Below are 22,687 nucleotides of genomic sequence, written 5' to 3' on the forward strand. Positions count from 1 at the left end.
CCAGCATGTCAAAGGGCCGTGATCCCAGGCCCCGGCGGGTCAGGTCCGCACCGCCCGCCCGATGGACTCCACCAGCGGCAGCATGCGGTGGGCGACCCGCTCGCGCAGGGCGACCTCGGTGCGCGTGCGGACGACGCCCGGCATGCTGATCAGCTTCTGGACGACGTCCTCCAGGTGTGCGTTGTCCCGCGCCACGACCCGGGCGAGCAGGTCCCCGCCGCCCGTGATGGAGAACGCCTCGACGATCTCGGGCACCGCGGCCAGCGCGTCGCCCACCTCGTCGAGATGGCCCTGGGTGACCTCGATGTGCACGAACGCGAGCACCGGGTGTCCGAGCGCGGCGGGGGAGAGGGCCGGTGCGCTGCCGGTGATCACACCGTCGCGCTCCAGACGGTCGAGCCGGGCCTGGAGCGTGCCCCGGGCGATGCCGAGGAGCCGGGCGTACTCGCGCACGCTCGTGCGCGGCTGCTCCAGCAGCAGCCGCAGGATGCGGGTGTCGAGCTCGTCCACGGGCATGCCGCGTCCTCCTCGTCCGTTGGCCCTGCCGCGGCCGCCCTCCGGCCTCTTTCACTGTACCAATGGACCAGTCTGAGAGGAGGCTGTTGAGCCAGTGGCGCCCGGGGTGCTGATATGGGTACGTCGATGGCGCTGCGGACCCCGCGGCGCCTTTTTCATGCTTTCTCCTGCCGGCGTTTCGAAAGGGGCGGTAAGCGGTGCTGAAGAGGGTGTTCGTGGCTCCGGATCCCGGGCGGACGCGGTTGCGGTTCGCCACCCGTGCCGTGCTCGGTATCGCGCTCGCCGTGGCCGTGTGCGGATCGACCGGGCACTCCCTCACGGGCGCCGTCACCGGCGGTCTCGCCGCACTGCTCGCCCTGTTCACCGTCACCGACGCCACGGTCCGCGGCCAGGCGGTCACCACCGCGCTGCTCCCGGCCGTGGGCCTGCCCGTGCTCACCGTCGCCGCCGCACTGCACGACCACCCCGTGGCGCGGGACCTGACCTTCCTCGCCGTGGTCGGCGCGGGCGTGTACGCCCGCCGCTGGGGCCCGCGCGGGCACAGCCTCGGCGTGTTCGCCTTCATGACCTTCTTCGTGACGCAGTTCCTGCACGCGACCACGGACCAGCTGCCCGAGCTGTACACGGCGGTCCTGCTGTCCGTCCTCGCCGCCGCCGTGGTGCGCTTCGGTCTGTGGTGCTACGAGCGCCGCCTGCCCCCGCCCGCCGTGCCCGCCCCGCCGGGAGGCACCGGCCTGGCCCGGGTGACCACCCGCCAGGCGGTCCAGGCGACCGCCGGCGCCGGCTTCGCCCTCGTCGTCGGGCAGCTGGTGTCCGGCCAGCGCTGGTACTGGGCCGTCGGCGCCACGTGGTGGATCTTCGTCAACACCACCTCGCGCGGCGAGACGCTGGTCCGTGGCTTCCGCCGGCTGCTCGGCACGGTGGTCGGCATCGTCCTCGGCCTGCTCGTCGCCGTGCCCGTGCAGGGCGACCCGGTCGTCACGGCCCTGCTCGCCGCCGCTTGCGTCTTCGGCATCTTCTACACGGCCGCCGTGTCCTACACCTGGATGATGCTCTGGGTCACCCTCCTCGCCGGGCTGCTCTACGGCCTGCTCGGCGTGCTCGGCCCCGGCCTGCTCGCCCTGCGGCTCGCCGAGACCGGCGTCGGGGCGCTCGGCGCCGCGCTGGCCGTGATCCTGATCCTTCCCGTCACCACCCACAGCGTCACCGACGCCTGGATCCAGCGGGCCCTGCGCTGCGTCCACGCCTGCGCCGCCGAGACGGCCCGGCGCCTGGCGGGTGTGGCCGGCGCCGACCCGGCCCCGCGGGTCACCGAGCTGGAGCAGCTGCTCGCCCGGGTGCGGCTCTCGGTCGCCCCGCTGGTGCATCCGCTGAACCCGATGCTGAGCCGCAAGCGGCGGGCCCGGCACGTGCTCGCCCTCCTGGACGACTGCGCCCGGGAGATCCGCGGGCTGGTCAGCGTCGCCGCCGACCCGGAGGCCTCTCACGACGCCCGCCTGGCCGCCGCCTGCTGGCGCGTACAGGCCTCGGTCGAGGCCCTCACCGAGGGCGGCGAGGCCCTGGCCCAGGCCGTGGACGCCTCGCCCCTCACGGACACCCCGGCGGTGACGGACCCGGCACTGGCTCACCTGCACGGCCTGGAACGGGCCCTCGCGGAACTGGCCCGGCCGCTGCGCACCCCGTCGGGGTCACCGCTGGTCGGGGCCTGAGCGCCGTACGGGGAGCGCTGCTCCTGGGGCTCCTCGCACTCCGAGCGTCGACCAGGGCGCGCTGACCTGGTTCGCCGCCGCTGACGGGGGTGGGGACTCGCCCCCAGCAGGGGGTGCGGCGAAGGGCCCGCCCAGCCGCATCGCCACTCGCACCCGGCCGGCTTCCTCCACCGCGAGTGGCGAAGGCCCGCCCCCGGACGGGGACGGGCCTTCGCCACTGCGGGCGGATGTCAGCGGACCGGCGCGCCCTGCGCCTGCTGCGGAGTGATCCCCAACGCGGTCGTGTACTTGGCCAGCACCAGCTTCCCGACCGCCGGGTACGGACCCAGCGACTCGGCAGCCGAGCACTCCGCCTCCTTCGCCGCCTCCTCGACCAGACCCGGCTCGATCTCCGGGCCGATCAGATACGGCGCGAGAGCCAGCTGCTGCGAGCCCGAGGAGCGGAGCTGCTCGGCGACGGACGCGATGGAGCCCTCCTGGTCCAGGGCCGCCGCCATCACCGGCACCGCGAGGCGCGCGGCGAGCAGCATGCCGGTGATCCCGGCCGCCTGCACGGCCTCGTCACCGCCCACGGACGCCAGGATGATGCCGTCGGCGGCGGTGGCCACGGTGAACAGCCGGGCACGGTCCGCGCGGGCCAGACCGGCCTCGGAGAGCCGCACGTGCAGCGCCTCGGCGAGCAGCGGGTGCGGGCCGAGGACGTCGGTCAGCTCGGCGGCGATCCGGCTCTCCATGACGGCCTGGCGGACCCGGCGCAGCAGCGCGCTGTCCGGACCCGCGAGCAGCGGCACGACGACGGCGACGGGCCCGTCGGGCTCCCTGACGTCCATGCCGGCGGCGCGCGCCTGCTCGAAGCGAGCGGTGCGCTCCTCCGCGGCGTGCACGAGCACGGCCCGCAGCGCGGGGAACTCCGCGTTGTCCCCGTCGAGGTACCCGATGCGGGCGTCGAGGCCGGGCAGCTCGGAGCGGGCGATGCTCACGACCTCTTCGGCGAGGCTGCGTGTGGCGCTACTGGGCGTGCCCGGCACGGCGAGGACGAGCGCGGGCGCGCCCTCGGGAGCCACCAGCGGCTCGGGACGGCGGTGCCGTCCCGGCTGGCGGGGTCGCGGCATTCGTACTGGGAGGCCGGACTCGGGTCCAGTGGGGGAACTCATGGCGCCGCATGTTACTGGCTTATTGGGCTCCCCTGTTCGGGGAGGGGGCAGGTGAGCGGTATCCGTCCGGTTTTGTCTGATGAGTTGCGCACGGTTCGGGCGCGTTCGAATCAATCGCCCGACAGGGTGGTCACGTACAGCATCGTGTCGTCACCCCCCGGCAGGGTGAGCGGGCCGGCGCACAACTCGGCCGCCATGCGCACCGAGCCGTGCAGCGGATCGCCTTCGGCGGGCACCCGCCGTGCCTGCGGGAGCCGTTCGGTCAGTTCCTCGTCGAGGGGCACGAGGAGCGGGTCGCCCATCCTGAACAGGCCACCGGTGACGGTGACGCGCGGTTCGCCCTCGGCAGGGCACACGGCCGCCGCGGAATCGGCCATGTGCCGGGCCGCCGCGCGGAGAATGCCCGCGGCGACCGGGTCCCGGTCCGCGCAGGCGGCCACCCGGGGGGCGAAGGACGCGAGGACGGCGGGCCGGTCCGGCCGCGGATACAGCGCGCCGGGCAGTCCGGCGACGGGCCCGAACGCGTCCTCGGCGCACGCCAGCAACCGGGCCGAACCGCCCTCCCGCCCGTCGTGGGCCCGCAGCGCGGCCTCCAGCCCGGCTCGCCCGATCCAGGCGCCGCCCCCGCAGTCGCCGAGCAGATGCCCCCAGCCGTCCGCCCGGCGCCAGCCGGTCAGGTCCGTGCCGATCGCGATCAGACCCGTACCGCCGGCGATCACGGCACCCGGCCGGGACCCGAGGGCCCCCACGTACGCGGTCACGGCATCGGCGGCCAGCGCGACCCTCCGTACCCCGAACTCCCGGGCCAGGGCATCCGGCAGCTCGGCGCGCAGCGCGTCACCGAGCGAGGCCAGTCCCGCCGCGCCGACGGCGGCGGCCGTCAGCCGCACCGGTCCGGCCTCGGCGGTCAGGGCACGCACCAGAGGCACGAGCTGCGCCATGAAGTGCCCGGGGTCGATCCCCCGGTCACCCGTGCGTACCGGCCCGGCGGACGCCCGGTGTGCCAGCGGCCCGCGCTCGGCGGTTCCCACCACCACGCGGAGTCCGGAGCCGCCGGAGTCCACGGCGAGGAAGCCCGGGCCCTCCGAGGCGCCGGGAGCGGCAGGCGCCGGTCGACCGGCCGGCCGCCCTGGCGGATGTTCGACCACTGGACGCGCCAAGCTCCCCTCTCCTTCCCGGTGACCGGTTGCGCCGTCGCCCGACCGGCTCGAGGGCCCCGGCGAAGAGGAAGAGTAGCGCCGTGAGGAGCCCCGGCGTGCCAGTAGAGTGACGCGTTGTGGCACCACGACCCTTGCATGAACTGGTTGAAGCGGGCTGGGCGAAGGCTCTCGAACCTGCGGCCGAACGCATCGCGGCGATGGGGGACTTCCTCCGGGCCGAGATTGCGGCCGGCCGGACGTACCTCCCGGCCGGGGCGAACGTCCTGCGGGCCTTCCAGCAGCCGTTCGACGACGTCCGTGTCCTGATCGTCGGTCAGGATCCCTACCCGACGCCGGGGATGGCGATCGGGCTGAGCTTCGCCGTGGCGCCCGAGGTGCGCTCGCTGCCCGGCAGTCTGGAGAACATCTTCAGGGAGATGCACTCCGACCTGGGGCTGCCCAGGCCGTCCAACGGGGACCTGACGCCGTGGACCCGGCAGGGCGTGCTGCTGCTCAACAGGGCGCTCACGACTGCTCCGCGCAGTCCTGGCGCGCACCGCGGCAAGGGCTGGGAGGAGGTCACCGAGCAGGCGATCCGGGCGCTGGTGGAAAGGGACAAGCCGCTGGTGTCCATTCTGTGGGGGCGCGACGCGCGCAACCTCCGGCCGCTCCTGGGGGATCTCCCCGCGATCGAGTCGGCTCATCCGTCGCCGATGTCCGCGGACCGGGGCTTCTTCGGCTCCCGCCCGTTCAGCCGGGCCAACGAGCTGCTGGTGCGGCAGGGCGCGCAGCCGGTGGACTGGCGACTGCCGTGATCCGCACCGCCCCGTCTCAGCGGGAGGAGGCCGCCGGGGTGGGCTCCTCCCGCGGGACGGACGGGGCGGCGACGCCGCTTCGAGCGGCCAGCGCCTGCTCCAGTCGCCGGATGTGGTAGTACTGCACCCGCGTGGTGCGCTGCAGGGCCATGACGGCGCTGAGGAACTGGTCCATCTCGGCGGCCCGGGTGAGGATGTCGTCGGGCACCTGCTCGTCCGACAGGCAGGCTGCTGCGTCCTGGGTGAGCACGGCGTGTGCCCAGCCACGGGTGATCGGCTTGAACAGGTCAGGGTGGTTGGCCACGATCCGGGCCCGGATGGCCAGGTCGTTCTCGGCGGCTTCCAGGTGCAGCCCGGTGTCCTTGTTGCGGGCCCCGAACAGCGGCTCATGGATGTGGTGGGCGTCGAAGCCGTGCTCGACGCAGCCGATCCAGAAGTCCCAGTCCTCTCCGGCCCTCATGGTCTCGTCGTACCCGCCCACGGTCTGCCAGGCCTCCCGGCGGTACAGCGAGCAGTAGAACATGATCAGTCGCTGGAGCAGCAGTTCCCTGCTGTAGGCGGGGAGGGGCATCGCCTGCGGGGGCAGATCGTCGTCGGTGAAGGTGAACACATCGGTCGAGGCGATGGCGATGCCGGGGTCACGGTCCAGTACCTCGACGGTCTTCTCCAGCATCGTGGGCGCGATCACGTCGTCGGCGTCCAGCGGAAGGATGTAACGGCCCACACTGGCCTCGATTCCGGTGTTGCGCGCGGCGGAGACCCCGGCATTGGCCTGTCGGAGCAATCTGATGCACCGGTCGGGGTGGTGTGCGGCCAAGTCCTGGGCCACTTCGACGGTGTTGTCGGTGCTGCCGTCGTCGACGATGACCAGCTCCCAGGCGCGGAACGTCTGGGCGATGACGCTGGAGACCGCCTCGGGCAGGTAACGGGCGTAGTCGTGGCAGGGGATGACCACCGAGACCACAGGGTCGGATCTGTGGGGCATGCGCCATCTTTCGTTTTGGAGCGGAACGGGATGGAGGGATCCGGGCGGCACGAGCGGCGGACCGAGCGACATCGGGCGCCGACGCCCCCCCGGGGGGCCCTGTCACGGGACCACGTCGCGGCGGACCAGCCGGATCACGTGCTAGCTGTGCAGCAGTGGACGCCCAGGAACGTGATCGGGGCGGTGGTGTCCGTTCTCCTGATGGTGTCCGTAGTCACAGATGGTCACGTTGCCGACGGGCGTGCAGCAGTGGCCGTAGTCGGTGACGGTGATGTTGCCGACGGGCGTGCAGCAGTGGCCGTAGTCGGTGACGGTGATGTTGCCGACGGGCGTGCAGCAGTGGCCGTAGTCGGTGACGGTGACGTTTCCGATGGGCGTGCAGGGGTGTCCGTCCCCGGAGGTGAGGGTGACGTCGCCGCCTATCTGCTGTCCTTGGTGCGTGTACGGCGACGCGGCCGGTGTGTCCGGACCGAGGGCGGCCGCGTAGGCGGCCTCCGCGGTGTTCAGCAGTCCGGCGGTCGCCAGTGCGGCGGGCAGGGCCAGGGAGGACATGACACGGGCTTTCACGGTGAGGCCTTTCCTTCGGGGGCTGGGAGTTGCCCTCCACCGCTGGTGAGCAGCGGGGCAGGGGCAGCAGCACCACCGTAGGGAAATGTTACTCAACGTACCAAAGTGATTACTCCGTGTGGGTTGCTCGTGGCCCGAGCGGTCACGAAGGGGCCATGACCCCCGCGTCCGCCAGGTCCGAGGCGTGGTGCGGGTGCAGCACCTCCAGATCGGGCAGCGCCCAGCAGGAAGTGCCCATGTCCCGGGCCATCGCGGCCAGACCCTCGGTCTCGATGAGGTGCTGGTAGGGGAAGGAGGGGAAGATCAGGCCGTCCCGGTGCAGGTCGGCGCGTACCAGCAGCGCGGTGCCGCCGACCGAGTCGACGCGGACGAGCCCTTGCCCGCGCAGTTCCTCGAGATATGTGCGCCCGAACCCCCTGGGTGGCTGCAGAATGCCGTCACGCAGCCACTGGGACCAGTTGAGCGTGCCGGCCCTCGGGTGCAGGACGAATGTGTTGAGGTCGTATGTGGGTCCACCGGTCGTCGTGGCGCAGTGCGGGACGACGATGTCCTTGCCCGCTCCGAGCAGGCGCTGGACGAGGTCGGGCGGGTAGCCCGTGACATCCACGTCGAGCCACAGCACCCATTCCTCGTCGACGAGGGCTCGGGAGAGCAGATGGTTGCGCACCTTGGCCAGCACGGACCGGCGCCGGCGCTGGATGCCTGGCTCCCAACGGGGTCCGGCCAGCTGGAGGCCGAAGTCACGGTGTACGAGGGTGACCCGCCGGTATTCCGCCTCGAGGCCGGGCAGCACCTCCCGGAGCAGATCCGGCGTCATGTCCGTGCTGTCGCCCTCCAGCAGGCCCAGGGAGATCGCCTCGCGCGGGTAGTCCAGGTCGCGAAGGCTCTTCACATAACCCGGCAGGAAGGCCGCCGCGTCCTTGAGAGGGGTGAGCACCAGGACCGGCGGGCGCTCATCCGCCGGGCCGGGGGCGGGTTCGAGAGCCCTGTGCGCTCTTCGCTCGGAGGCTTGCGCGGCGGGACCGGCCTCGGCGTGGACGATGTCCTCCGGTCCGATCGGCAGCCGCGTCGCCATCGCGAGCAACCGCTCGGCGTATGCGCCTGGCTCGGACCAGACCTCGGTCGCCACGTCGAAGTGCTCTGCGAAATGCGCCTCGTCGAACGTGTTGCCGCCATGGCACACGTACGTGTAGAGCTCGGGTGCGTCGACCGACACCACCCGGCGGGTGCGGACCACCTCTTCCGCCACCGGGGTGTCCTCGCCCCGGCGTAGTGCGGGGTAGCGCGGGAGGCGGTCCTTGGCGCACACCATGGACCCTTCCCATACGCGCGCGCAGGAGATCGCGAGCTTGTGGCGAGCGGGCCACCACAGCCGTTCCCGTGCGAGGAAGCAGGCGTCGGCGCCGAGCGAGAGGATGGCCGCCATCTGGGTCTCGACCCGCTCCGGGTCGTACAGGTCGTCGTCGTCCCACTGGCACACGTAGGGCCCGGTGGCCCGGTCCACCGCCTCGTTGCGCAGTTCGCCCAACGGCCGCCCGTCCGGGGGGAGCCGGTGATGGCGGATCCGCGGGTCGCCCAGCTCGCGAATGTACTGCTCGAGGGCGTCGTCCGTGCCGTCCTCCACGACGACCAGTTCCAGACTGAGATAGGTCTGCGTACGGAAGCACGTGATCGCGCGGCGGGCCGTCGACGAACGATCCTTCGTCACCATCAGGCATGACACCGTCGGTGCGGGCGCGCCCGAGGTCCAGCGACGGCGTTGCGCGTCCAGGCTGAGAAGGCCGTCGGCGAGGGGGTGCAGCTCCTGGCTCGCCCAGAACGGGAACCGCTTGCCGGCCGATGTCCGCGGAGTCCCGGGGGCGTCGCGCGTCCAGCTGCCGGACCAATGGTGCACGGCGAGCGCACGCCCGTAGTCGGATTGCTGACGGCCGAACAGCTCTGCCGCGTAGGGGCTCACCTCGGGGTACAGGACCTCCGGGTCGAGGATCGTGATCGAGGCGGGCTCCGGGGCGTTGTCGATCGCTCTGCTGAGGAAGAAGGGGCCCGTGGCATCCAGTGCACCGGGCATTCTGTGGGCGCCGACCAGTTGGCGGTGCACATGAGCCCAGAAGGGATGGCCCGGTCGTGACGCCATGAACGCGTTGCCGACGATGCGGCTGAGTCCGCGCCGGCGGGCCAGCAGCAGCTGTGTGTGCGCCTGGGGCTCGCAGCCGAGGACGAGTTCCCGCCCGTCAAGGATTCCGTCGACCGGGCTCAGACACTCGAAGTCCAGGTCCACATAGAGACCGCCGAAATGGTCGAGCAGGAAATAGCGAATCGCGTCGGCCCGCATGATGGGTTCGGCGTAGCCGTCGTAGACCGGCAGGAACCAGGGATAGTGCTCCTGGAGGAATGCGCGGTTGTCGGAGTCGGTCCACAAACGGTATCCCCAGTCCGGGTGATGAAGGCGCCATGAATCGGCCCATTTCCGCCATTGTTCGGGGACGTCGGCGTCTTTCCAGGTCTGGTGAATCAAGGCGGGAATCGTCCGCTGCATCCGCATTCACGCAGTATGCCGATCCGCTTGACCGACAAGGTCTCCCGTGGGGCCGGCCGGTGGAACATTCACCCGCGCAGCCCCCCGGGGGGAGGCAGCGCTGCTGGTTCCGCCCGGTCCTCACCTCATCCGACGAACGCGGCCCGCACACACAGCACGTCCGGCAGATGCGAGGCGAGCTGCTGCCAGCTGTCGCCGTCGTCCGCCGAGGCGAACACCTCGCCGTTGCGGTTGCCGAAGTAGACGCCTGCCGGGTCCCCGTCGTCTGTGCACATCGCGTCGCGCAGCACCGTGCCGTAGTGGTTCTCCCGGGGCAGTCCCGCCGAGAGCGGCTCCCAGCTCCTGCCGGCGTCCGCGGTCCGGTAGACCCGGCACCGGTGGTCGGCCGGGACCCGGTCGGCGTCGGCGTTGATGGGGAACACGTACGCCGTGTCCCCTCTGCGCGGATGCGCGGCCACCGCGAAACCGAACGTGGACGGCAGGCCCTCGCCGATGTCCGTCCAGTGCGCGCCCGCGTCGTCGCTGCGGTACACACCCCAGTGGTTCTGCAGGTAGAGCCGGTCTGGGGTCGCCGCGTCCCGGGCGATCTTGTGCACGCACTGGCCGAACTCCGGGTCGGGGTCGGGCAGGAACACCGCGGAGACCCCCGAGTTGGAGGGCGCCCAGCTCGCGCCGCCGTCCAGGGTGCGGAACACGCCGGCGGTCGACACGGCGACGGTCACCGCCTTCGGGTCCCGCGTGTCGGTGAGCACGGTGTGCAGGCCCTCACCGCCGCCGCCCGGCATCCACTTCGACCGCGTGGGGTGCTCCCACAGGGGGCGGACGAGCTCGAAGGTCTCCCCGCGGTCCGCCGAGCGGTACAGCGCGGCCGGTTCCGTGCCCGCGTACACGACGTCCTGCTCGGCGGCGGCCGGGTGCAGCTGCCACACCCGCTCCAGGGACGCACCGGTGTCCTTGGGGAACTTGACGGCCGGCCGGGCCGGTTCGGTCCACGTCCGGCCCAGGTCGTCGGAGTGGAACACGGACGGGCCCCAGTGCGCGCTGTCGCCGCCGGCCAGCAGCCGCGGGCTCTCGCCCCGGGTGTCGATGGCGACCGAGTACACGGCCTGTGCGTTGAAGTAGGGACTCTCGTCGAACTCCCAGGCGCCACCACCCCGCCGGCGCCCGATGAACAGTCCCTTGCGCGTGCCCACGGCGAGCAGTACCTCGGTCATGCCGATCACCTCCGCGGCGTCGTCATTGACGCCTTCGTCCCAGACACCGGCCAGTCTGCACCCCACCACTGACAGTCACCTCCGGAACCGGCTCCGGCGCAGGTCAGGGCCGTGTCGCCGACGGGGCCCGGCCTGCCGCCCGTCACCGCACACGCCGAGGGGCCCCGGCGCGGCGGTGCCTGTGAGGCCGTCCCGAGGTACGTGCAGTGAGCATCCAGGGGTCCCGTTCCGTATGGGGAGGGCGGCGGGATGGTCATGCGTGCATGAGGAGGATGCCCGATGGCGTTGCGTGGTCCGAAGGTGTGGCTGTGGCGCTGGCGGCGCAATCCGCTCAAGCGCCGCGCCGACAGAGTGGAGGCCTGGGTCGTGCTGGGTGTCTGGACGCTCACGGTGCTCGTCGGGGTGCTGGCCGGCACGACCGTGAGCCGCTCTGTCGAGGACGGGCTGGCCCGAGAGCGCGTCGAGTGGCGCCCCCTCGTGGCCCGGCTCGCCGAGAAGGCCCCCGGCAGGGCCTCCGGGAACGGCTCCGTGTCCCGTACCGAGCACGTGTGGGCGCAGGCACGGTGGACCGCCGCGGACGGCTCGTCGCACTCCGGCCAGGTGCGGGCCCTGGCGGGCAGCGCCGCCGGGACACCGGTCACGGTGTGGACGGATCGCGACGGCCGCCAGGTCAACCGCCCCGTCACCGAGACCCAGGCCCGTGTACGAGCCGTGCTGATCGGCGGCGTGGCGGGCTTCCTCACCGCCGCCGTGCCACTCGCGGGCGGCCGTGCGGTACGCCGCCGGCTGGAGCGCCGCCGCATCGACCAGTGGGACGCCGAGTGGTCCCGCTTCGGACCGCTGTGGGGACGTACGGCGGGGTGACGGCAGGTGGGCCCCTCGCGAGGCAGGGCGTGCCCGGGCAGGGCGGGCACGTCCTCCGCGCCGCCGTACGCGGACGGCCGTGCGCAGCGCCCGCCGGAACGCTGCGCACGGCCGTCTTCACCGTGGGGGGAGTGCTGCCCCGGGCTACCTGTAGGTGACGTCCGAGGTGGAGTAGAGGCAGTTCCTGCTGTCGGGGCCGGACCCGACGGCGGTGTTGTTGTTGTACTTCTGGCAGGGGACGACCTTGCGGCCGGAGTCGTTGCGGATCGTGATGCCCCGCAGCGTCGCCACGTCGTTGCGGTTGACGTTGATCCCGACGAGCCGCGCGGTGGAGCCGGTGCCGGTCACGTCGATGGTGTTGAGATTGACCTTGCGGGTGTACTGCGTGGAGCAGTCACCGCAGGAGCGGTACAGCGTCTTGAACTCCTGCACCGCGAAGTCGGAGATGGTCAGCGTGCCGCCGCCGTTGTGCTGGAAGACCTTGTCCGCGGCCTTCTTCGCGCCGCCGCCGATCACCTGGTAGGTGGCGCCGTTGCCACCCCGGAAGGTGGCGGCGTCCTCGCCGACGTCCTCCCACCAGACGTTCTGCAGGGTGCAGCTGCCCTCGCAGTGGACGCCGTCGGCCGCGGGGGCGCCGAGGATGACGTTCTTCAGCACCGCGCCGTCGGCCAGCTTGAAGATCGGGTCCTGGCCTTCCTCCTGGCCGTCACCGGCCAGGCCTCCCGTCCCGTAGAACCGCTTCATCCCGTAGTCCTTGGTGCCGGACACGGAGATGGTGGCGGAGGTCCCCTGGCTGCCGTTGGGGGCCGGCCAGGTGGCGGCGCTCGCGGTGGGTGCGTTGATAGTCATGATCATGCCAACCGAGAGGCCGAGGGTGGCCAGCGCCCCGGTCAGTGCGCGCCTGCGGGCGCGCGGAGGTGTCGCAGAAGTCATGTCCCGGTTCCTTCTGTCGTCTGAGCGGATGTGGGTGTCGGGCGGACGGGGTGTCAGAGCTTTCCGGCGCCCGCACCCGTCGTCACCGAGGTGGCGACGGACGAGGCCGGTTCCGCCGAGTAGCCGTAGGGCGGGTTGGTGAAGGTGCCGACCCGCGAGACCTCGGTCGCGGCTCCGCCGAGGTCGTTGCCGCGCAGGTTGGCGTATCCGTCGACGTCGCTGCTGCGGTTCGTGGTGACCGCGACCTTCGTCGAGCGGAAGACGTTGTTCTCGACCAGCAGCTGGGCGCCCATGCGCGAGTGGCAGGCCGTCTCGGCGCCCTCGACGTAGTTGTTGTAGAAGTGCCCGGTGCCGAAGCGCAGACTGGGGATGCGCGAGTACACGTTCGCGAAGTGGTTGTGGTGGTACGTCACCCTCAGGTGACCGGTGTCCTGGCTCGCGTTGTTGTCGCTGTGGCCGACGAGCGAGCCCTTGAAGTGGTTCCTGAAGGTGTTCCAGGACACCGTGACGCCGTCCGCGCCGTGGTTGATGTCCAGCAGGCCGTCGTAGTGGTCCTTGTCGTGGTCGCGGTCGGCCGAGAAGGAGTTGTGGTCGATCCAGACCTTGGTGGACGCCTCGACGGTGATGCCGTCGGCGGGCGCGACCGGCTTGCTGATGTTCAGGTTGCGGACGACGACGTTGGAGACCTTCTTCAGCCGCAGTCCGCCGCCGGTGATCCCGGACGACGAACCCATGCCCAGGACGGTGGTGTTGGATCCGACGTCGACCTGACCGCTCAGCGAGATCAGGCCGTTGACCCGGACGACCTTGGCGGAGTTGCCGGTGACGGCCGACTTGAAGGCGCTCAGCGTGGAGACGGTGACCGCCGGGGCGGTACCGCCGCCGGTCGTGCCCGCGCCGAACCCGGCGGGTGAGGCCTCGGCGGCCCCGGCCGGCTGGGGAACGGCCAGGACCGCCAGGGTCGCCAGCGCGGATGCGGCGACCGCCAGGGGGGATCCGGGTAAGCGGGTGCGTGGGGGATGAGTACGCATGTGGGGTGCGTCCCTTCGGGTCCTCAAGTGTGTACATATGCTGGCCATCTATGTGAATAGTGTTCAGCATGCTGTCCGGCAGTGTCGTATCCCACCGGGCAGAACGGCGTCGGCGGGTCACACTGCTGAACGGAACGTAGGGGGTAAGCGCTTTCTAGTCAACGCCCCGCGCAGGCGGCATTCAGTCACCCTGGTGGTGGCGGGCGAGGAGGGTGGGAGCGCTTCCATGAAAGCCATGTCCATGCCACCATGCCGGTCGGACGCTTCCCCGCCCGTGCTCGCGGCGGTCGGCGTCCGGACGTATCCCCCACGTGCTCGACCGCGAACGACGTCCTGCGATCCGCACCTCGAACGGAAGGGACACGGACGTGCCTGCCACTCCCCACCACCGCACGGCGAGGAGACCGCTGCGGTCGGTGCTCCTCGCGTTCCTCGCCGCCCTGCTGACGCTGCCGGCGGGCACCCTGGTCACCGCTCCGGCGGCCGCCGCCCGCGGGTTGGTCCGTGAGGCGGCCGTACCCGCCGCGACCCTCACCGAGGTCGCGGACTTCGGTACGAACCCCAGCAACCTGCGGATGTACCTGTACGTACCGGAAAGCGTCACACCGAACCCGGCGGTCATAGTCGCCGTGCACTGGTGCACCGGCTCGGGCCCGGACATGTACAACGGCACCGAGTACGACACGCTGGCCGACCGGTACGGCTTCATCGTGCTCTACCCGTCCGTCACCCGCAGCAGCAAGTGCTTCGACGTCTCCTCGCCCCAGGCCCTGCGCCGGGGCGGCGGCAGTGACCCGGTCGGCATCAAGTCGATGATCGACTGGGTCACCCGCACCTATGACGCCGACACCGGGCGGGTCTTCGCCACAGGCATCTCCTCCGGCGCGATGATGACGAACGTCCTGCTCGGCGACTACCCCGACGTGTTCGCGGCGGGTGCCGCCTTCTCCGGCGTCCCGTTCGGCTGCTTCGCCACCACCGACGGCTCCGAGTGGAACAGCGCCTGCTCGGGCGGCACGCTCACCCGCACCCCGAAGGAGTGGGGCGACCTGGTCCGGAACGCGTACCCCGGTTACACCGGTCCCCGGCCGCGGATGCAGATCTGGCACGGCACCCAGGACGACGTCCTGCGCTATCCCAACTTCGGGGAACAGATCAAGCAGTGGACGAACGTCCAGGGCGTGAGCCAGACCCCGGCCGCCACCGACACTCCCCAGTCCGGCTGGACCCGCACCCGCTACGGCGGAACGGGCGACCGGGCCCCGGTGGAGGCCGTCAGTCTCCAGGGCGTCGGCCACAATCTGTACGCCCAGGGCATGGCGTCCCGCGTGCTCACCTTCTTCGGCCTCGACAGGCCGGGCCCGGCCCCGCAGCCCCAGCCCGGCGCCTGCAAGGTGACGGCCGCCGTGAACGCCTGGAACACCGGCCTGACCACTTCCGTGACCATCACCAACACCGCTACGACGGCGGTCAACGGCTGGAAGCTCGGCTTCACGCTGCCCGCGGGCCAGACGGTCACCGGGGGCTGGGGCGCCACCTACACACCCACGTCCGGGTCGGTGACCGCGGCCAACGTCTCATACAACGGCACCATCGCGCCGGGCGCGAGCGTGAGCATCGGCTACCAGGCCAGTCACAGCGGCAACAGCGCCGCCCCGTCCGCGTTCACGCTCAACGGGACGGCGTGCGCGACCGGTTGACGTCGCCGCGGCTCCGCGAAGTCCCGCGTGACGCCCGGCGGCGCCGGGTCGCCCACGGGACGCCGCGGGTCCGCCCTCGCCGGCGCGCCCTCGGATGCCGGACCGGACCGACCGGTGGTACTGGTCCGGCATCCGCACACCACCGCACGACTCCCGCGCCCCAGGCTCCTCCTGGCTCGTCGCCCGGTTCGCCGCGTCCCTTACGGGGCGCCACCGTGCGCGGCGTTCAGCAGGGACCGCCAATCAGGGATCTTGACCACTCCGCGTCCCAGTGACGCCCCCAGTTCCGCTTCCGCCCGCTCGATCGACTGCCAGCCCCGCCATTCGACCGGGTGGGCGCCTTCCGCGCGCAGGGCCGTGAGCGCGTCGTCCGGGACGGTCTTCCGTTCGAGCAGGTGCGCGTCCTCCAGCACGGACGTGGCGGTCTCCTTCGCGCACGGGCGATTGGTGCCGATGACGCCGGTCGGGCCCCGTTTGATCCAGCCGGCCACGTACTCGCCCGGGGCTACGACGCCCTCACGCAGGACCCGCCCGGCGAGGTTCGGCACCGTGCCGGTGCGCGCGTCGAACGGCAATCCCTCGAGGGGCACTCCGCGGTAGCCCACCGAGCGCAGGACCAGCTGCGCCTCGATGTCCTCGTACCGCCCCGTGCCCCTCACGCCGCCTTGCCCGTCCGGTGCCGTGCGCTCGAAGCGGACCGCGCGCACGTGGTCCCGTTCGGCGAGCAGTTCGACCGGGCGGAGGAAGAAACGCAGCCTGATACGGCGCCGCGCGGCCGCCGGTGGTGCCTCGGCCCAGCCGCGCAGCGCTTCCACGTTGCGGCGCTGCGGGGCGGGCAGCGCGGACGGGTCGCGGTAGCCGGGGTCCGGCGCCAGCTCCGCCGGATCGACGGTGACCTCCGTCCCCGGGAGGGTGCCCAGCTTGCGCAGTTCCTTCGTGGTGAACCGGGCCTGGGACGGGCCGCGCCGGCCCACCATGTGGATCTCCGTCACCCCGCTGGCGGCAAGCGCGCTCAGGGCGGCCTGCGGCATGTCGGTCGGGCTCAGGTCGGCCAGGCCGCGCGCCAGCATCCGGGTGACGTCCACGGCGACGTTCCCCACGCCGATCACCACCGCCGACCGGGCGTCCCGCAGGAACCCGCCGTCCACGGCGTCCGGGTGGGCGCTGTACCAGGCGACGAACTGAGTCGCCGACCAGCTCCCCGGCAGGTCCTCGCCGGGGATGCCCAGGCGCCGGTCAGTGGCGGCGCCCATGCAGTACACCACCGCGTGGTAGAGCTCCCGCAGCCGGGCGACCGGTACTCCACCGGGGCCGGCCTCGACGCCCCCGAGGAAGCGGACCCGCTCGTGCTCCAGGACCGCACGCAGGTTGTTCTGCAGCGACTTGATCTTCTCGTGGTCCGGAGCCACGCCGTAGCGGACCAGGCCGTACGGGCACGGCAGCCGGTCCAGGACGTCGACGCGCACCCCGGGGTCCAGCTGGACGAGGCTCTGGGCGGTGTAGCACCCGCTCGGCCCGGACCCTACGACGGCGACTCGCAGCACGGCGGAACTCCTTACCCGAGGGATCCCGGCGGATCTCCGGAGAGCGCTGACGCCTCCAGCATCGCACCGGCGGGGCTCCGCTGACAGGGTGCTGTGCTCCGCTCGGGGCGCGTGTCCGATCTACTGGGAAGGTGATCATTCGGTTACGTTCCGTGTGTGCTGGAAGCATCCTTTCTTAATCTTTCTGATCGCTCTCCGGCGGACGGAGCGGTGTCCGTACGGCCCGCATGGGAAGTGCGGGAGAACGGGGACGCGACACGGTGGTTCGACGTCTGCCTGGCCTTCATGGACGGCGCCCGCGTCGACGTGCTGGCCGTCGTGGCCGGGGGAAACGTCGGAGTCGAGGACGTACGTGCTCAGCCGGCGCTGTCCCTGGACGACCTGGCGGTGCTGGCCGACTGGATCGAGGACTCGCTGGCCGAGGCGTGCGGTGCCGGTGCGGCTCCGGACGGCGGCGCGGGCCAGGGGCGGCGGGCCCGGCCGGCCTGGCCGGGCGGTGCGGAGGGGCGGTGGCTGGTGGCGCAGGAGTACCGTGCGGCCCAGCGCAACGGCGCCGACCCGGTCCTCGCCGTGATGTGCGCGACCGGACACAGCCGCCGCAAGTCGCTCAGGCTGATCGGCCAGGCCCGGGACGCGGGTCTCCTGGCGCCGCGCCACGGGCGCTGAGACGGTGTCGCAGGACCGCGGTGCGGAAGCCGGCGTGCCGCGGTGCCGGGCGCTCGTCGGTGGCCGCCGGCGTGTGAGGCCGAGTCGGCGTGCCGGCCCGCGGATCGGCGGGGCACGGTGTGTGGTGGGGACGGGCGGGGCGAACGGCGTAATCAGTCAACCGCCGGCCCGGAAGGTCCCGGGTGTCCGGCATCGAGATGTGTCTCCTTCGCCCGGGCCGGTTCCCCGGAACCGGCCCGGGCGCTCCGCTGGGTCAGGTCAGACGGGTCACCGAGTAGTCGAAGGTGGTTCCGGTGACGGTGTACGTGGCCGTCTGACCGTTGTCGCAGTAGGACACATAGGAGCTGCCGAACTCATTGGTCCCACCGACTGCCTGGACGTACGGACGGACGTCGGTGCCCTCCGGCCATGAGGTGGTGGACAGGTCGATGACCCTGGCCTGGTTGATCGGATAGTCGTCGGTCGGGGCCGACTGTTCGCCCGTGCGGGCCGTGGCGGCCCAGGAAAGGACGAAGCCGGCGTTGTTGACGACAGCCATCTTCTGTACGCAGGGCTGGGCCTGCGTGGGCGCCGCCGCGGCGGTGACCGAGGGCAGGACGGCCATTGCCGTCGCGCTCGCCAGGATCGCGGCCGACCGGCGGTGTAAGCGGGTCCGGTTCATGATCGAAACTCCCTCCCGGCCGGGGCCGTCCCGGCCGGTGGCGGGCGAGTTTCCCGATGGGGCATCAGAAAACCTGTGACACTGCTGAGTTGAGATCGTCTCACCGCTGCAGGAGGGGATGTTGGTCGGTGTGGGTACGGGGGCGTGAGCTGGGACCGGGTGGTCTGAGCCGCGAGCCGAAATGATCACCGAACGTGACCAGGGCGGGCGGCGAAGAACGAGTTCAGAGCATGTCCCGCATCCTGGTGATCTCGCTCGTCTGCTGGGCGATCACCTCGTCGGCCATCTCCTCGATCCGGATGTTGTTGCCCTGTCCCTTCACGTCCGAGGCCATGGTGACCGCCCCCTGGTGATGGGTCGTCATCAGGGCCACGAAGAGCCGGTCGAACGCCTGCCCCTCGGCCGTGCGGAGCTTGTTCAGCTGCGCCGCAGTGGCCATGCCGGGCATCGTGGTGTGCTCGTGCCGTTCGGCCTTCAGCGGCTTGCCGTACGACTTCAGCCAGCCCTTCATGGCCTCGATCTCCGGTCTCTGCCCGGCGGCGATCCGCGCGGCGATCCGCTTCACCTCCGTCGACGCGGCGCGCTTCGGAGCCAGCTCCGTCATCACCAGGGCCTGTGCGTGGTGTTCGATCATCATGCGGGCGTAGGAGACGTCTGCCGAGTTGGGGGAGTCGTTCTCCGCGTTCCGGTCGGCGGCCTCCTCGGCGGACAGGGTGCGGTTCGCCTCGCCGGGCTCACCCGGCGCGATCACCGCGGGCCCGTCCGCGGCGGCCCGCCCGCGGTCGGAACCGGAGTCGCAGCCTCCCGCCGTCAGCGCGGCCAGGGCGACCAGCCCGGTGGTCAGGACGGATACACGGGACGCGCGGCGGAAGGGCACAACGACCTCCTGGGGCGAGCGGGTTGCGGGACAACTCGTGGACGTGCGGGTCCATGCGGGCGCGCTCCCGTGAGTCATGGTCCGGGAGCCCCTGATGCCCTCCCGTTGCCCCCTGTTGGGATGTGCATGACTAAGACGATACTGCGTGGTGCGTGAACCGTTCCGCAGTGAACGGAACCAGGGAGGAAAACAGTGATCCTGTTGAACGACCGCAGAACGCGCCGCAGACGCGTGGGAGTTGCGGCAGTCGCCGGTGGACTGCTGGCCGCGCTCCTCACCGCTGCCCCGGCGGGAGCCACCCCCGATCCGGGGGACGCGCCGCCCGCGCCGAAAGAGGTCTCCAAGAGCGCCCAGGCCGAGGTGCGTGAGGCCATCGCGACCGGCGCGATACCCGGACAGGACGAGATCGTCCACTCGGACAACATCCAGCACCTGGCCCATGTCCCCAAGGACGTCCTCCAGGGCACCAATTCGGACCTCGCCTTCCAGGGCAGATACGCCTTCGCCGGCAACTACGACGGCTTCCGCATCTTCGACATCGGCAACCCCGGGTCACCGAAGACCGTCGCCCAAGTGCTCTGTCCCGGTTCGCAGAACGACATCTCCGTCTCCGGCAACCTGTTGTTCCTGTCCACCGACTCCTCGCGCAGCGACAGCAGTTGCTCCAGCACCACCCAGCCCGCGACCGAGAAGTCCTCGTGGGAGGGCATGAAGGTCTTCGACATCAGCGACAAGCGCAACCCAAGGTACGTCGCCGCCGTCGAGACCGCCTGCGGCTCGCACACCCACACGCTGGTGCCCGAGCGTCGCGACATCTACGTGTACGTCTCCTCGTACTCGCCGAACGCCGCCTACCCCGACTGCCAGCCGCCGCACGACGGCATCTCCGTCATCAAGGTGCCGCGCCACGCCCCGGAGAAGGCGGCGGTCGTGGGCTTCCCCGTGCTGTTCCCCGGTGAGGGGCCGGACGGCGGCGGCAACCCGGGCGGTCCCACCAATCCGGGCGTCTCCAAGACCACCGGCTGCCACGACATCACCGTGCTGCCGTCGAAGGACCTGGCCGCGGGCGCCTGCATGGGCGACGGCATCCTGCTCTCCATCAAGGACCCGGAACGCCCGAAGGTCATCGACCGCGTGCAGGACAACGTGAACTTCGCGTTCTGGCACTCGGCGACCTTCAACCAGAAGGCGAACAAGGTCGTCTACACCGACGAGTTGGGCGGCGGCAGCGCGGCCACCTGCAACGCGGAGATCGGTCCGGACCGCGGCGCCGACGGCATCTACGACATCGTCGGCAAGGGCGACAAGCGCAAGCTCGTCTTCCGCAGCTACTTCAAGATCCCCCGCCACCAGGCGGACACCGAGAACTGCGTCGCCCACAACGGCTCGCTGATCCCGGTCAGGGGCAGGGACATCATGGTCCAGGCCTGGTACCAGGGAGGCGTCTCCGTCTGGGACTTCACCGACTCGGCCGCCCCCGAGGAGATCGCCTACTTCGACCGCGGCCCGCTGACCACCGACACGATCAAGTCGGGCGGCTCGTGGTCGGCGTACTACTACAACGGCTACATCTACTCGAACGAGTACGCCCGGGGCTTCGACGTCCTGAGGATCGACGACCGGCGCACGGCCCCGGCGCGCTGGGTCCACATGCGCGAGCTCAACGTGCAGACGCAGCCGGACTACTTCTACTGACCCAGCGGATCGCGCTCCGGTTCGGCCCCCGTGGCGAAGAACCGGGACAGATCCCTCTCCCCGCTCCCGCCGGAGGCCCCGGTCTCCGGCGGGACACCCAGCTCCCAGTCGAGCCGGTAGCGCTTGAACAACTCGGCCCTCAGCACCGCAACCGGCATCGGCACCCCGGGCACCAGAGCGGCGTACACCGCACCCATCAGCAGGGCGCGCAGCATCGGGTAGTCGCTGTCGACGTCCCGGGAACCGTGCCGGGCGACGGTGTCCCGCAGCAGTTCGGCCAGGCGGCGCTGCTCCGGGCAGGTCACAAAACCCTCGGCCTGCAGCAGCCCGGCCATGTGCTGGCGCATCAGTACCGGCCGGTCCCTCGCCAGGCCCAGGATCGCGTCGATGGCCCGGGCCATCCGCTCCCGGCCGTCCCCGGTACGCGGCTCGCGCTCCAGCGCCTCCTCCAGCGTGCGGTGCATCAGCCGGTGCACCGCGGACTGCACGAGCTGGCGCTTGCCCGGGAAGTAGTACGAGACCAGCCCGCGCGCCGAGCCCGCCCGGTCGGCGATGTCGCCGAGCGTCGTGGCCTCGAAGCCGTGCTCGCTGACCAGTTCCACCGCCGCCTGCAGAAGCCGCTCCTTCGAACGCCTCCGCAACTCTTCGTTGACCGAGGCGCTGCGCGGGGACATGCTGTAACTCCTCGTTGACTGGCTGCCAGCCAACTATACTCGGAGTCGTCCGGCCGGGACCGCGCTGTCCAGGCCGGGAATGCCGCCTGCCTCGGGCGACGCGGGGGATCGTCCGGGGCGGGCGAGCGGACGGTCAGGTGGTGGCCTCGGGCTACTGCTTCGGCCGCCAGACCGGCGCGGATCAGCGCCGAGCGCCTCGCATCGTGCCTCCCGGAGGGCGGGAGCAGGCGACGTCCGGATTCGGTGCCCCACCCGGCGGGAACTCACCCGGCGGTCGTGCGGCGCGGCGCGCGCCGCCGGGGCCGGCAGTGCGGCCAGTCGGCAGGAGCCGGTGCAGTCGGTGCGGTGCGGGGCACTGCGGTCGCGGAGCGGCCCACGCGTCGGCGAGCCCTCCGGCGTCCTGCGGGTCGGCGGCCCCGGGGCCCGCGCCCCGGGCCGCCTCCCGTGCCCGCGCCGCGGCGGAGACGCCCAGTTCGGCGATCCGGAGTCCGGCCCAGGGGGTGTTTCGAAAGTCCTGTGCGGTGCGCGGTGTCCGGTGCGTGCTCTCGGCGTGCCGGACGCAAGCCCTGGTACTGGACGTACTCGGGCTTGCGGCCGGTGCGGCGAGAGTGCGTGCCGGGCCCGTGGGTGCTGTGCGGGACTTTCGAAACACCCCCTAGGGGGCCGCGTCGTCGGGCCTGGTCCGCGGCTGCCGGTGCTCGTACGTCCACACCGCCAGGGCCACCACCAGGGCGCCCAGCAACCAGCCGCCCACCACGTCCGACGGCCAGTGGACGCCGAGCCAGACGCGGGTCAGCCCGACACCTGTCACCGAGACGACGGACACGGCCAGGGCCGTGCGCCACACCGCGCGGCCGACGCCGTGACGGTGCAGCAGCCACAGGAGGAGGCCGCAGACGACCGTGGCGGTCATGGCGTGGCCCGACGGGAAGGCCGCGTAGTGGGCCGAGTCGACGGGGTCCGGCCAGACCGGACGGGGGCGGTCCACCGCCGTCTTGAGTCCCTGCTGGAGCAGCGAGCCCAGCGTGACGGCCAGCGCCAGCCACGCCGCGGTCCAGCGTGCCGCCAGTCGCACCACCAGCCACACCACGACGACCGCGCACACCAGGCGCATCGTCCACGGATCCCACACCCAGTCCGTCAGGATGCGGCACGCCCGGGTGATGGCGGACTCCTCCACCGCCCAGCGGTGCGCCGTGGCGGAGACGTCCCCGTCCGCGCTCATCAGCGGGCTCCATCTGGCCGCGACGAGGGTCAGCAGCAGAGCCGAGCACAGCGCCAGGGCGCCGGCCGAACGGGCGGCGGTGCGGGGCTCCGGACGGGGCGGGGACTCGACGGACGTGGTGTGCATGATGCGATCCTCGCCGAAGCGGGGGCTCCGGATCCAGTACGCCGAGGATCTTCGGA

20 protein-coding genes are annotated in these 22,687 nt (G+C 71.7%); 6 read left to right on the forward strand and 14 right to left on the reverse strand.

The features are described 5' to 3' along the window. Window positions 1–39 precede the first annotated feature (39 nt). Entirely contained in the window at window positions 40–516 is a 477-nt protein-coding gene (locus IE212_RS25380) for an Lrp/AsnC family transcriptional regulator (RefSeq protein ID WP_190200262.1), read from the reverse strand. Window positions 517–713: 197 nt separating this feature from the next. On the opposite strand from IE212_RS25380, the gene IE212_RS25385 reads away from it, so the two are divergent. Then, entirely contained in the window at window positions 714–2,225 is a 1,512-nt protein-coding gene (locus IE212_RS25385; RefSeq protein ID WP_190200263.1) for an FUSC family protein, read from the forward strand. Between the two features lie 230 nt (window positions 2,226–2,455). On the opposite strand, the gene IE212_RS25390 is transcribed toward IE212_RS25385, so the two are convergent. Beyond that, on the reverse strand, window positions 2,456–3,379 hold the full coding sequence (locus IE212_RS25390) for a sirohydrochlorin chelatase (RefSeq protein WP_190200264.1): 924 nt from the start codon (window positions 3,377–3,379) through the stop codon (window positions 2,456–2,458). A 110-nt stretch (window positions 3,380–3,489) separates the two neighbouring features. Next, a complete protein-coding gene (locus IE212_RS25395) occupies window positions 3,490–4,443 on the reverse strand; it encodes an N-acetylglucosamine kinase (protein WP_190200356.1) in 954 nt (317 codons plus the stop codon). Between the two features lie 212 nt (window positions 4,444–4,655). Here IE212_RS25395 and IE212_RS25400 point away from each other — a divergent pair, with 212 nt between their 5' ends. After that, entirely contained in the window at window positions 4,656–5,333 is a 678-nt protein-coding gene (locus IE212_RS25400; protein WP_190200265.1) for a uracil-DNA glycosylase, read from the forward strand. Between the two features lie 16 nt (window positions 5,334–5,349). On the opposite strand, the gene IE212_RS25405 is transcribed toward IE212_RS25400, so the two are convergent. The 4 genes from IE212_RS25405 to IE212_RS25420 all read right to left on the reverse strand — a co-directional run bounded on the left by IE212_RS25405 (window position 5,350) and on the right by IE212_RS25420 (window position 10,704). Next, entirely contained in the window at window positions 5,350–6,318 is a 969-nt protein-coding gene (locus tag IE212_RS25405; RefSeq protein ID WP_229864583.1) for a glycosyltransferase family 2 protein, read from the reverse strand. A gap of 141 nt (window positions 6,319–6,459) precedes the next feature. Next, window positions 6,460–6,885, reverse strand: a complete 426-nt coding sequence (locus tag IE212_RS25410) for a hypothetical protein (RefSeq protein ID WP_190200266.1) — start codon at window positions 6,883–6,885, stop codon at window positions 6,460–6,462. Window positions 6,886–7,027: 142 nt separating this feature from the next. After that, window positions 7,028–9,427, reverse strand: coding sequence for a glycosyltransferase (locus IE212_RS25415; RefSeq protein WP_190200267.1), 2,400 nt, complete (start codon window positions 9,425–9,427; stop codon window positions 7,028–7,030). A gap of 119 nt (window positions 9,428–9,546) precedes the next feature. Further along, entirely contained in the window at window positions 9,547–10,704 is a 1,158-nt protein-coding gene (locus tag IE212_RS25420) for a WD40/YVTN/BNR-like repeat-containing protein (protein ID WP_190200268.1), read from the reverse strand. A gap of 210 nt (window positions 10,705–10,914) precedes the next feature. On the opposite strand from IE212_RS25420, the gene IE212_RS25425 reads away from it, so the two are divergent. Then, on the forward strand, window positions 10,915–11,499 hold the full coding sequence (locus IE212_RS25425) for an Rv1733c family protein (RefSeq protein ID WP_190200269.1): 585 nt from the start codon (window positions 10,915–10,917) through the stop codon (window positions 11,497–11,499). A gap of 144 nt (window positions 11,500–11,643) precedes the next feature. On the opposite strand, the gene IE212_RS25430 is transcribed toward IE212_RS25425, so the two are convergent. After that, a complete protein-coding gene (locus tag IE212_RS25430; protein ID WP_190200270.1) occupies window positions 11,644–12,432 on the reverse strand; it encodes a pectate lyase in 789 nt (262 codons plus the stop codon). A 53-nt stretch (window positions 12,433–12,485) separates the two neighbouring features. Beyond that, window positions 12,486–13,463, reverse strand: coding sequence for a pectate lyase family protein (locus IE212_RS25435; protein WP_190200271.1), 978 nt, complete (start codon window positions 13,461–13,463; stop codon window positions 12,486–12,488). A gap of 368 nt (window positions 13,464–13,831) precedes the next feature. On the opposite strand from IE212_RS25435, the gene IE212_RS25440 reads away from it, so the two are divergent. Continuing rightward, entirely contained in the window at window positions 13,832–15,163 is a 1,332-nt protein-coding gene (locus tag IE212_RS25440; RefSeq protein WP_190200272.1) for an extracellular catalytic domain type 1 short-chain-length polyhydroxyalkanoate depolymerase, read from the forward strand. A 200-nt stretch (window positions 15,164–15,363) separates the two neighbouring features. Here IE212_RS25440 and IE212_RS25445 read toward each other — a convergent pair whose 3' ends face one another. Next, the gene (locus tag IE212_RS25445; protein ID WP_190200273.1) at window positions 15,364–16,707 is read right to left on the reverse strand and encodes an FAD-dependent oxidoreductase; all 1,344 of its coding nucleotides are present in this window, start codon (window positions 16,705–16,707) and stop codon (window positions 15,364–15,366) included. A 210-nt stretch (window positions 16,708–16,917) separates the two neighbouring features. On the opposite strand from IE212_RS25445, the gene IE212_RS25450 reads away from it, so the two are divergent. Beyond that, complete coding sequence (locus tag IE212_RS25450) at window positions 16,918–17,373, forward strand: DUF6214 family protein (RefSeq protein ID WP_190200274.1); 456 nt, start codon at window positions 16,918–16,920, stop codon at window positions 17,371–17,373. Between the two features lie 253 nt (window positions 17,374–17,626). Here the strand turns inward: IE212_RS25450 and IE212_RS25455 are convergent, their stop codons facing one another. Beyond that, window positions 17,627–18,034 carry a hypothetical protein gene (locus tag IE212_RS25455; protein ID WP_190200275.1) on the reverse strand — a complete coding sequence of 136 codons (408 nt, stop codon included), beginning with the start codon at window positions 18,032–18,034 and terminating at the stop codon, window positions 17,627–17,629. A 223-nt stretch (window positions 18,035–18,257) separates the two neighbouring features. Next, complete coding sequence (locus IE212_RS25460; protein ID WP_190200276.1) at window positions 18,258–18,911, reverse strand: DUF305 domain-containing protein; 654 nt, start codon at window positions 18,909–18,911, stop codon at window positions 18,258–18,260. Window positions 18,912–19,103: 192 nt separating this feature from the next. On the opposite strand from IE212_RS25460, the gene IE212_RS25465 reads away from it, so the two are divergent. Continuing rightward, the gene (locus IE212_RS25465; RefSeq protein ID WP_190200277.1) at window positions 19,104–20,606 is read left to right on the forward strand and encodes an LVIVD repeat-containing protein; all 1,503 of its coding nucleotides are present in this window, start codon (window positions 19,104–19,106) and stop codon (window positions 20,604–20,606) included. Here IE212_RS25465 and IE212_RS25470 read toward each other — a convergent pair. Beyond that, on the reverse strand, window positions 20,600–21,280 hold the full coding sequence (locus IE212_RS25470) for a TetR/AcrR family transcriptional regulator (protein ID WP_190200278.1): 681 nt from the start codon (window positions 21,278–21,280) through the stop codon (window positions 20,600–20,602). The genes IE212_RS25465 and IE212_RS25470 overlap by 7 nt on opposite strands. A gap of 655 nt (window positions 21,281–21,935) precedes the next feature. Then, window positions 21,936–22,631 (reverse strand): phosphatase PAP2 family protein, encoded by a 696-nt coding sequence (locus IE212_RS25475; RefSeq protein ID WP_190200279.1) that lies wholly within the window; start codon window positions 22,629–22,631, stop codon window positions 21,936–21,938. Window positions 22,632–22,687: the final 56 nt, after the last annotated feature.

The organism is Streptomyces djakartensis, assembly GCF_014651075.1.
GTDB lineage: Bacteria > Actinomycetota > Actinomycetes > Streptomycetales > Streptomycetaceae > Streptomyces > Streptomyces djakartensis.

Coding starts and splice junctions, on each gene's coding strand:
- IE212_RS25380 (WP_190200262.1), bottom strand. CDS start 516: ATGCCCGTGGACGAGCTCGACACCCGCATCCTGCGGCTGCTGCTGGAG.
- IE212_RS25390 (WP_190200264.1), bottom strand. CDS start 3,379: ATGAGTTCCCCCACTGGACCCGAGTCCGGCCTCCCAGTACGAATGCCG.
- IE212_RS25405 (WP_229864583.1), bottom strand. CDS start 6,318: ATGCCCCACAGATCCGACCCTGTGGTCTCGGTGGTCATCCCCTGCCAC.
- IE212_RS25415 (WP_190200267.1), bottom strand. CDS start 9,427: ATGCGGATGCAGCGGACGATTCCCGCCTTGATTCACCAGACCTGGAAA.
- IE212_RS25425 (WP_190200269.1), top strand. CDS start 10,915: ATGGCGTTGCGTGGTCCGAAGGTGTGGCTGTGGCGCTGGCGGCGCAAT.
- IE212_RS25430 (WP_190200270.1), bottom strand. CDS start 12,432: ATGACTTCTGCGACACCTCCGCGCGCCCGCAGGCGCGCACTGACCGGG.
- IE212_RS25435 (WP_190200271.1), bottom strand. CDS start 13,463: ATGCGTACTCATCCCCCACGCACCCGCTTACCCGGATCCCCCCTGGCG.
- IE212_RS25455 (WP_190200275.1), bottom strand. CDS start 18,034: ATGAACCGGACCCGCTTACACCGCCGGTCGGCCGCGATCCTGGCGAGC.
- IE212_RS25470 (WP_190200278.1), bottom strand. CDS start 21,280: ATGTCCCCGCGCAGCGCCTCGGTCAACGAAGAGTTGCGGAGGCGTTCG.
- IE212_RS25475 (WP_190200279.1), bottom strand. CDS start 22,631: ATGCACACCACGTCCGTCGAGTCCCCGCCCCGTCCGGAGCCCCGCACC.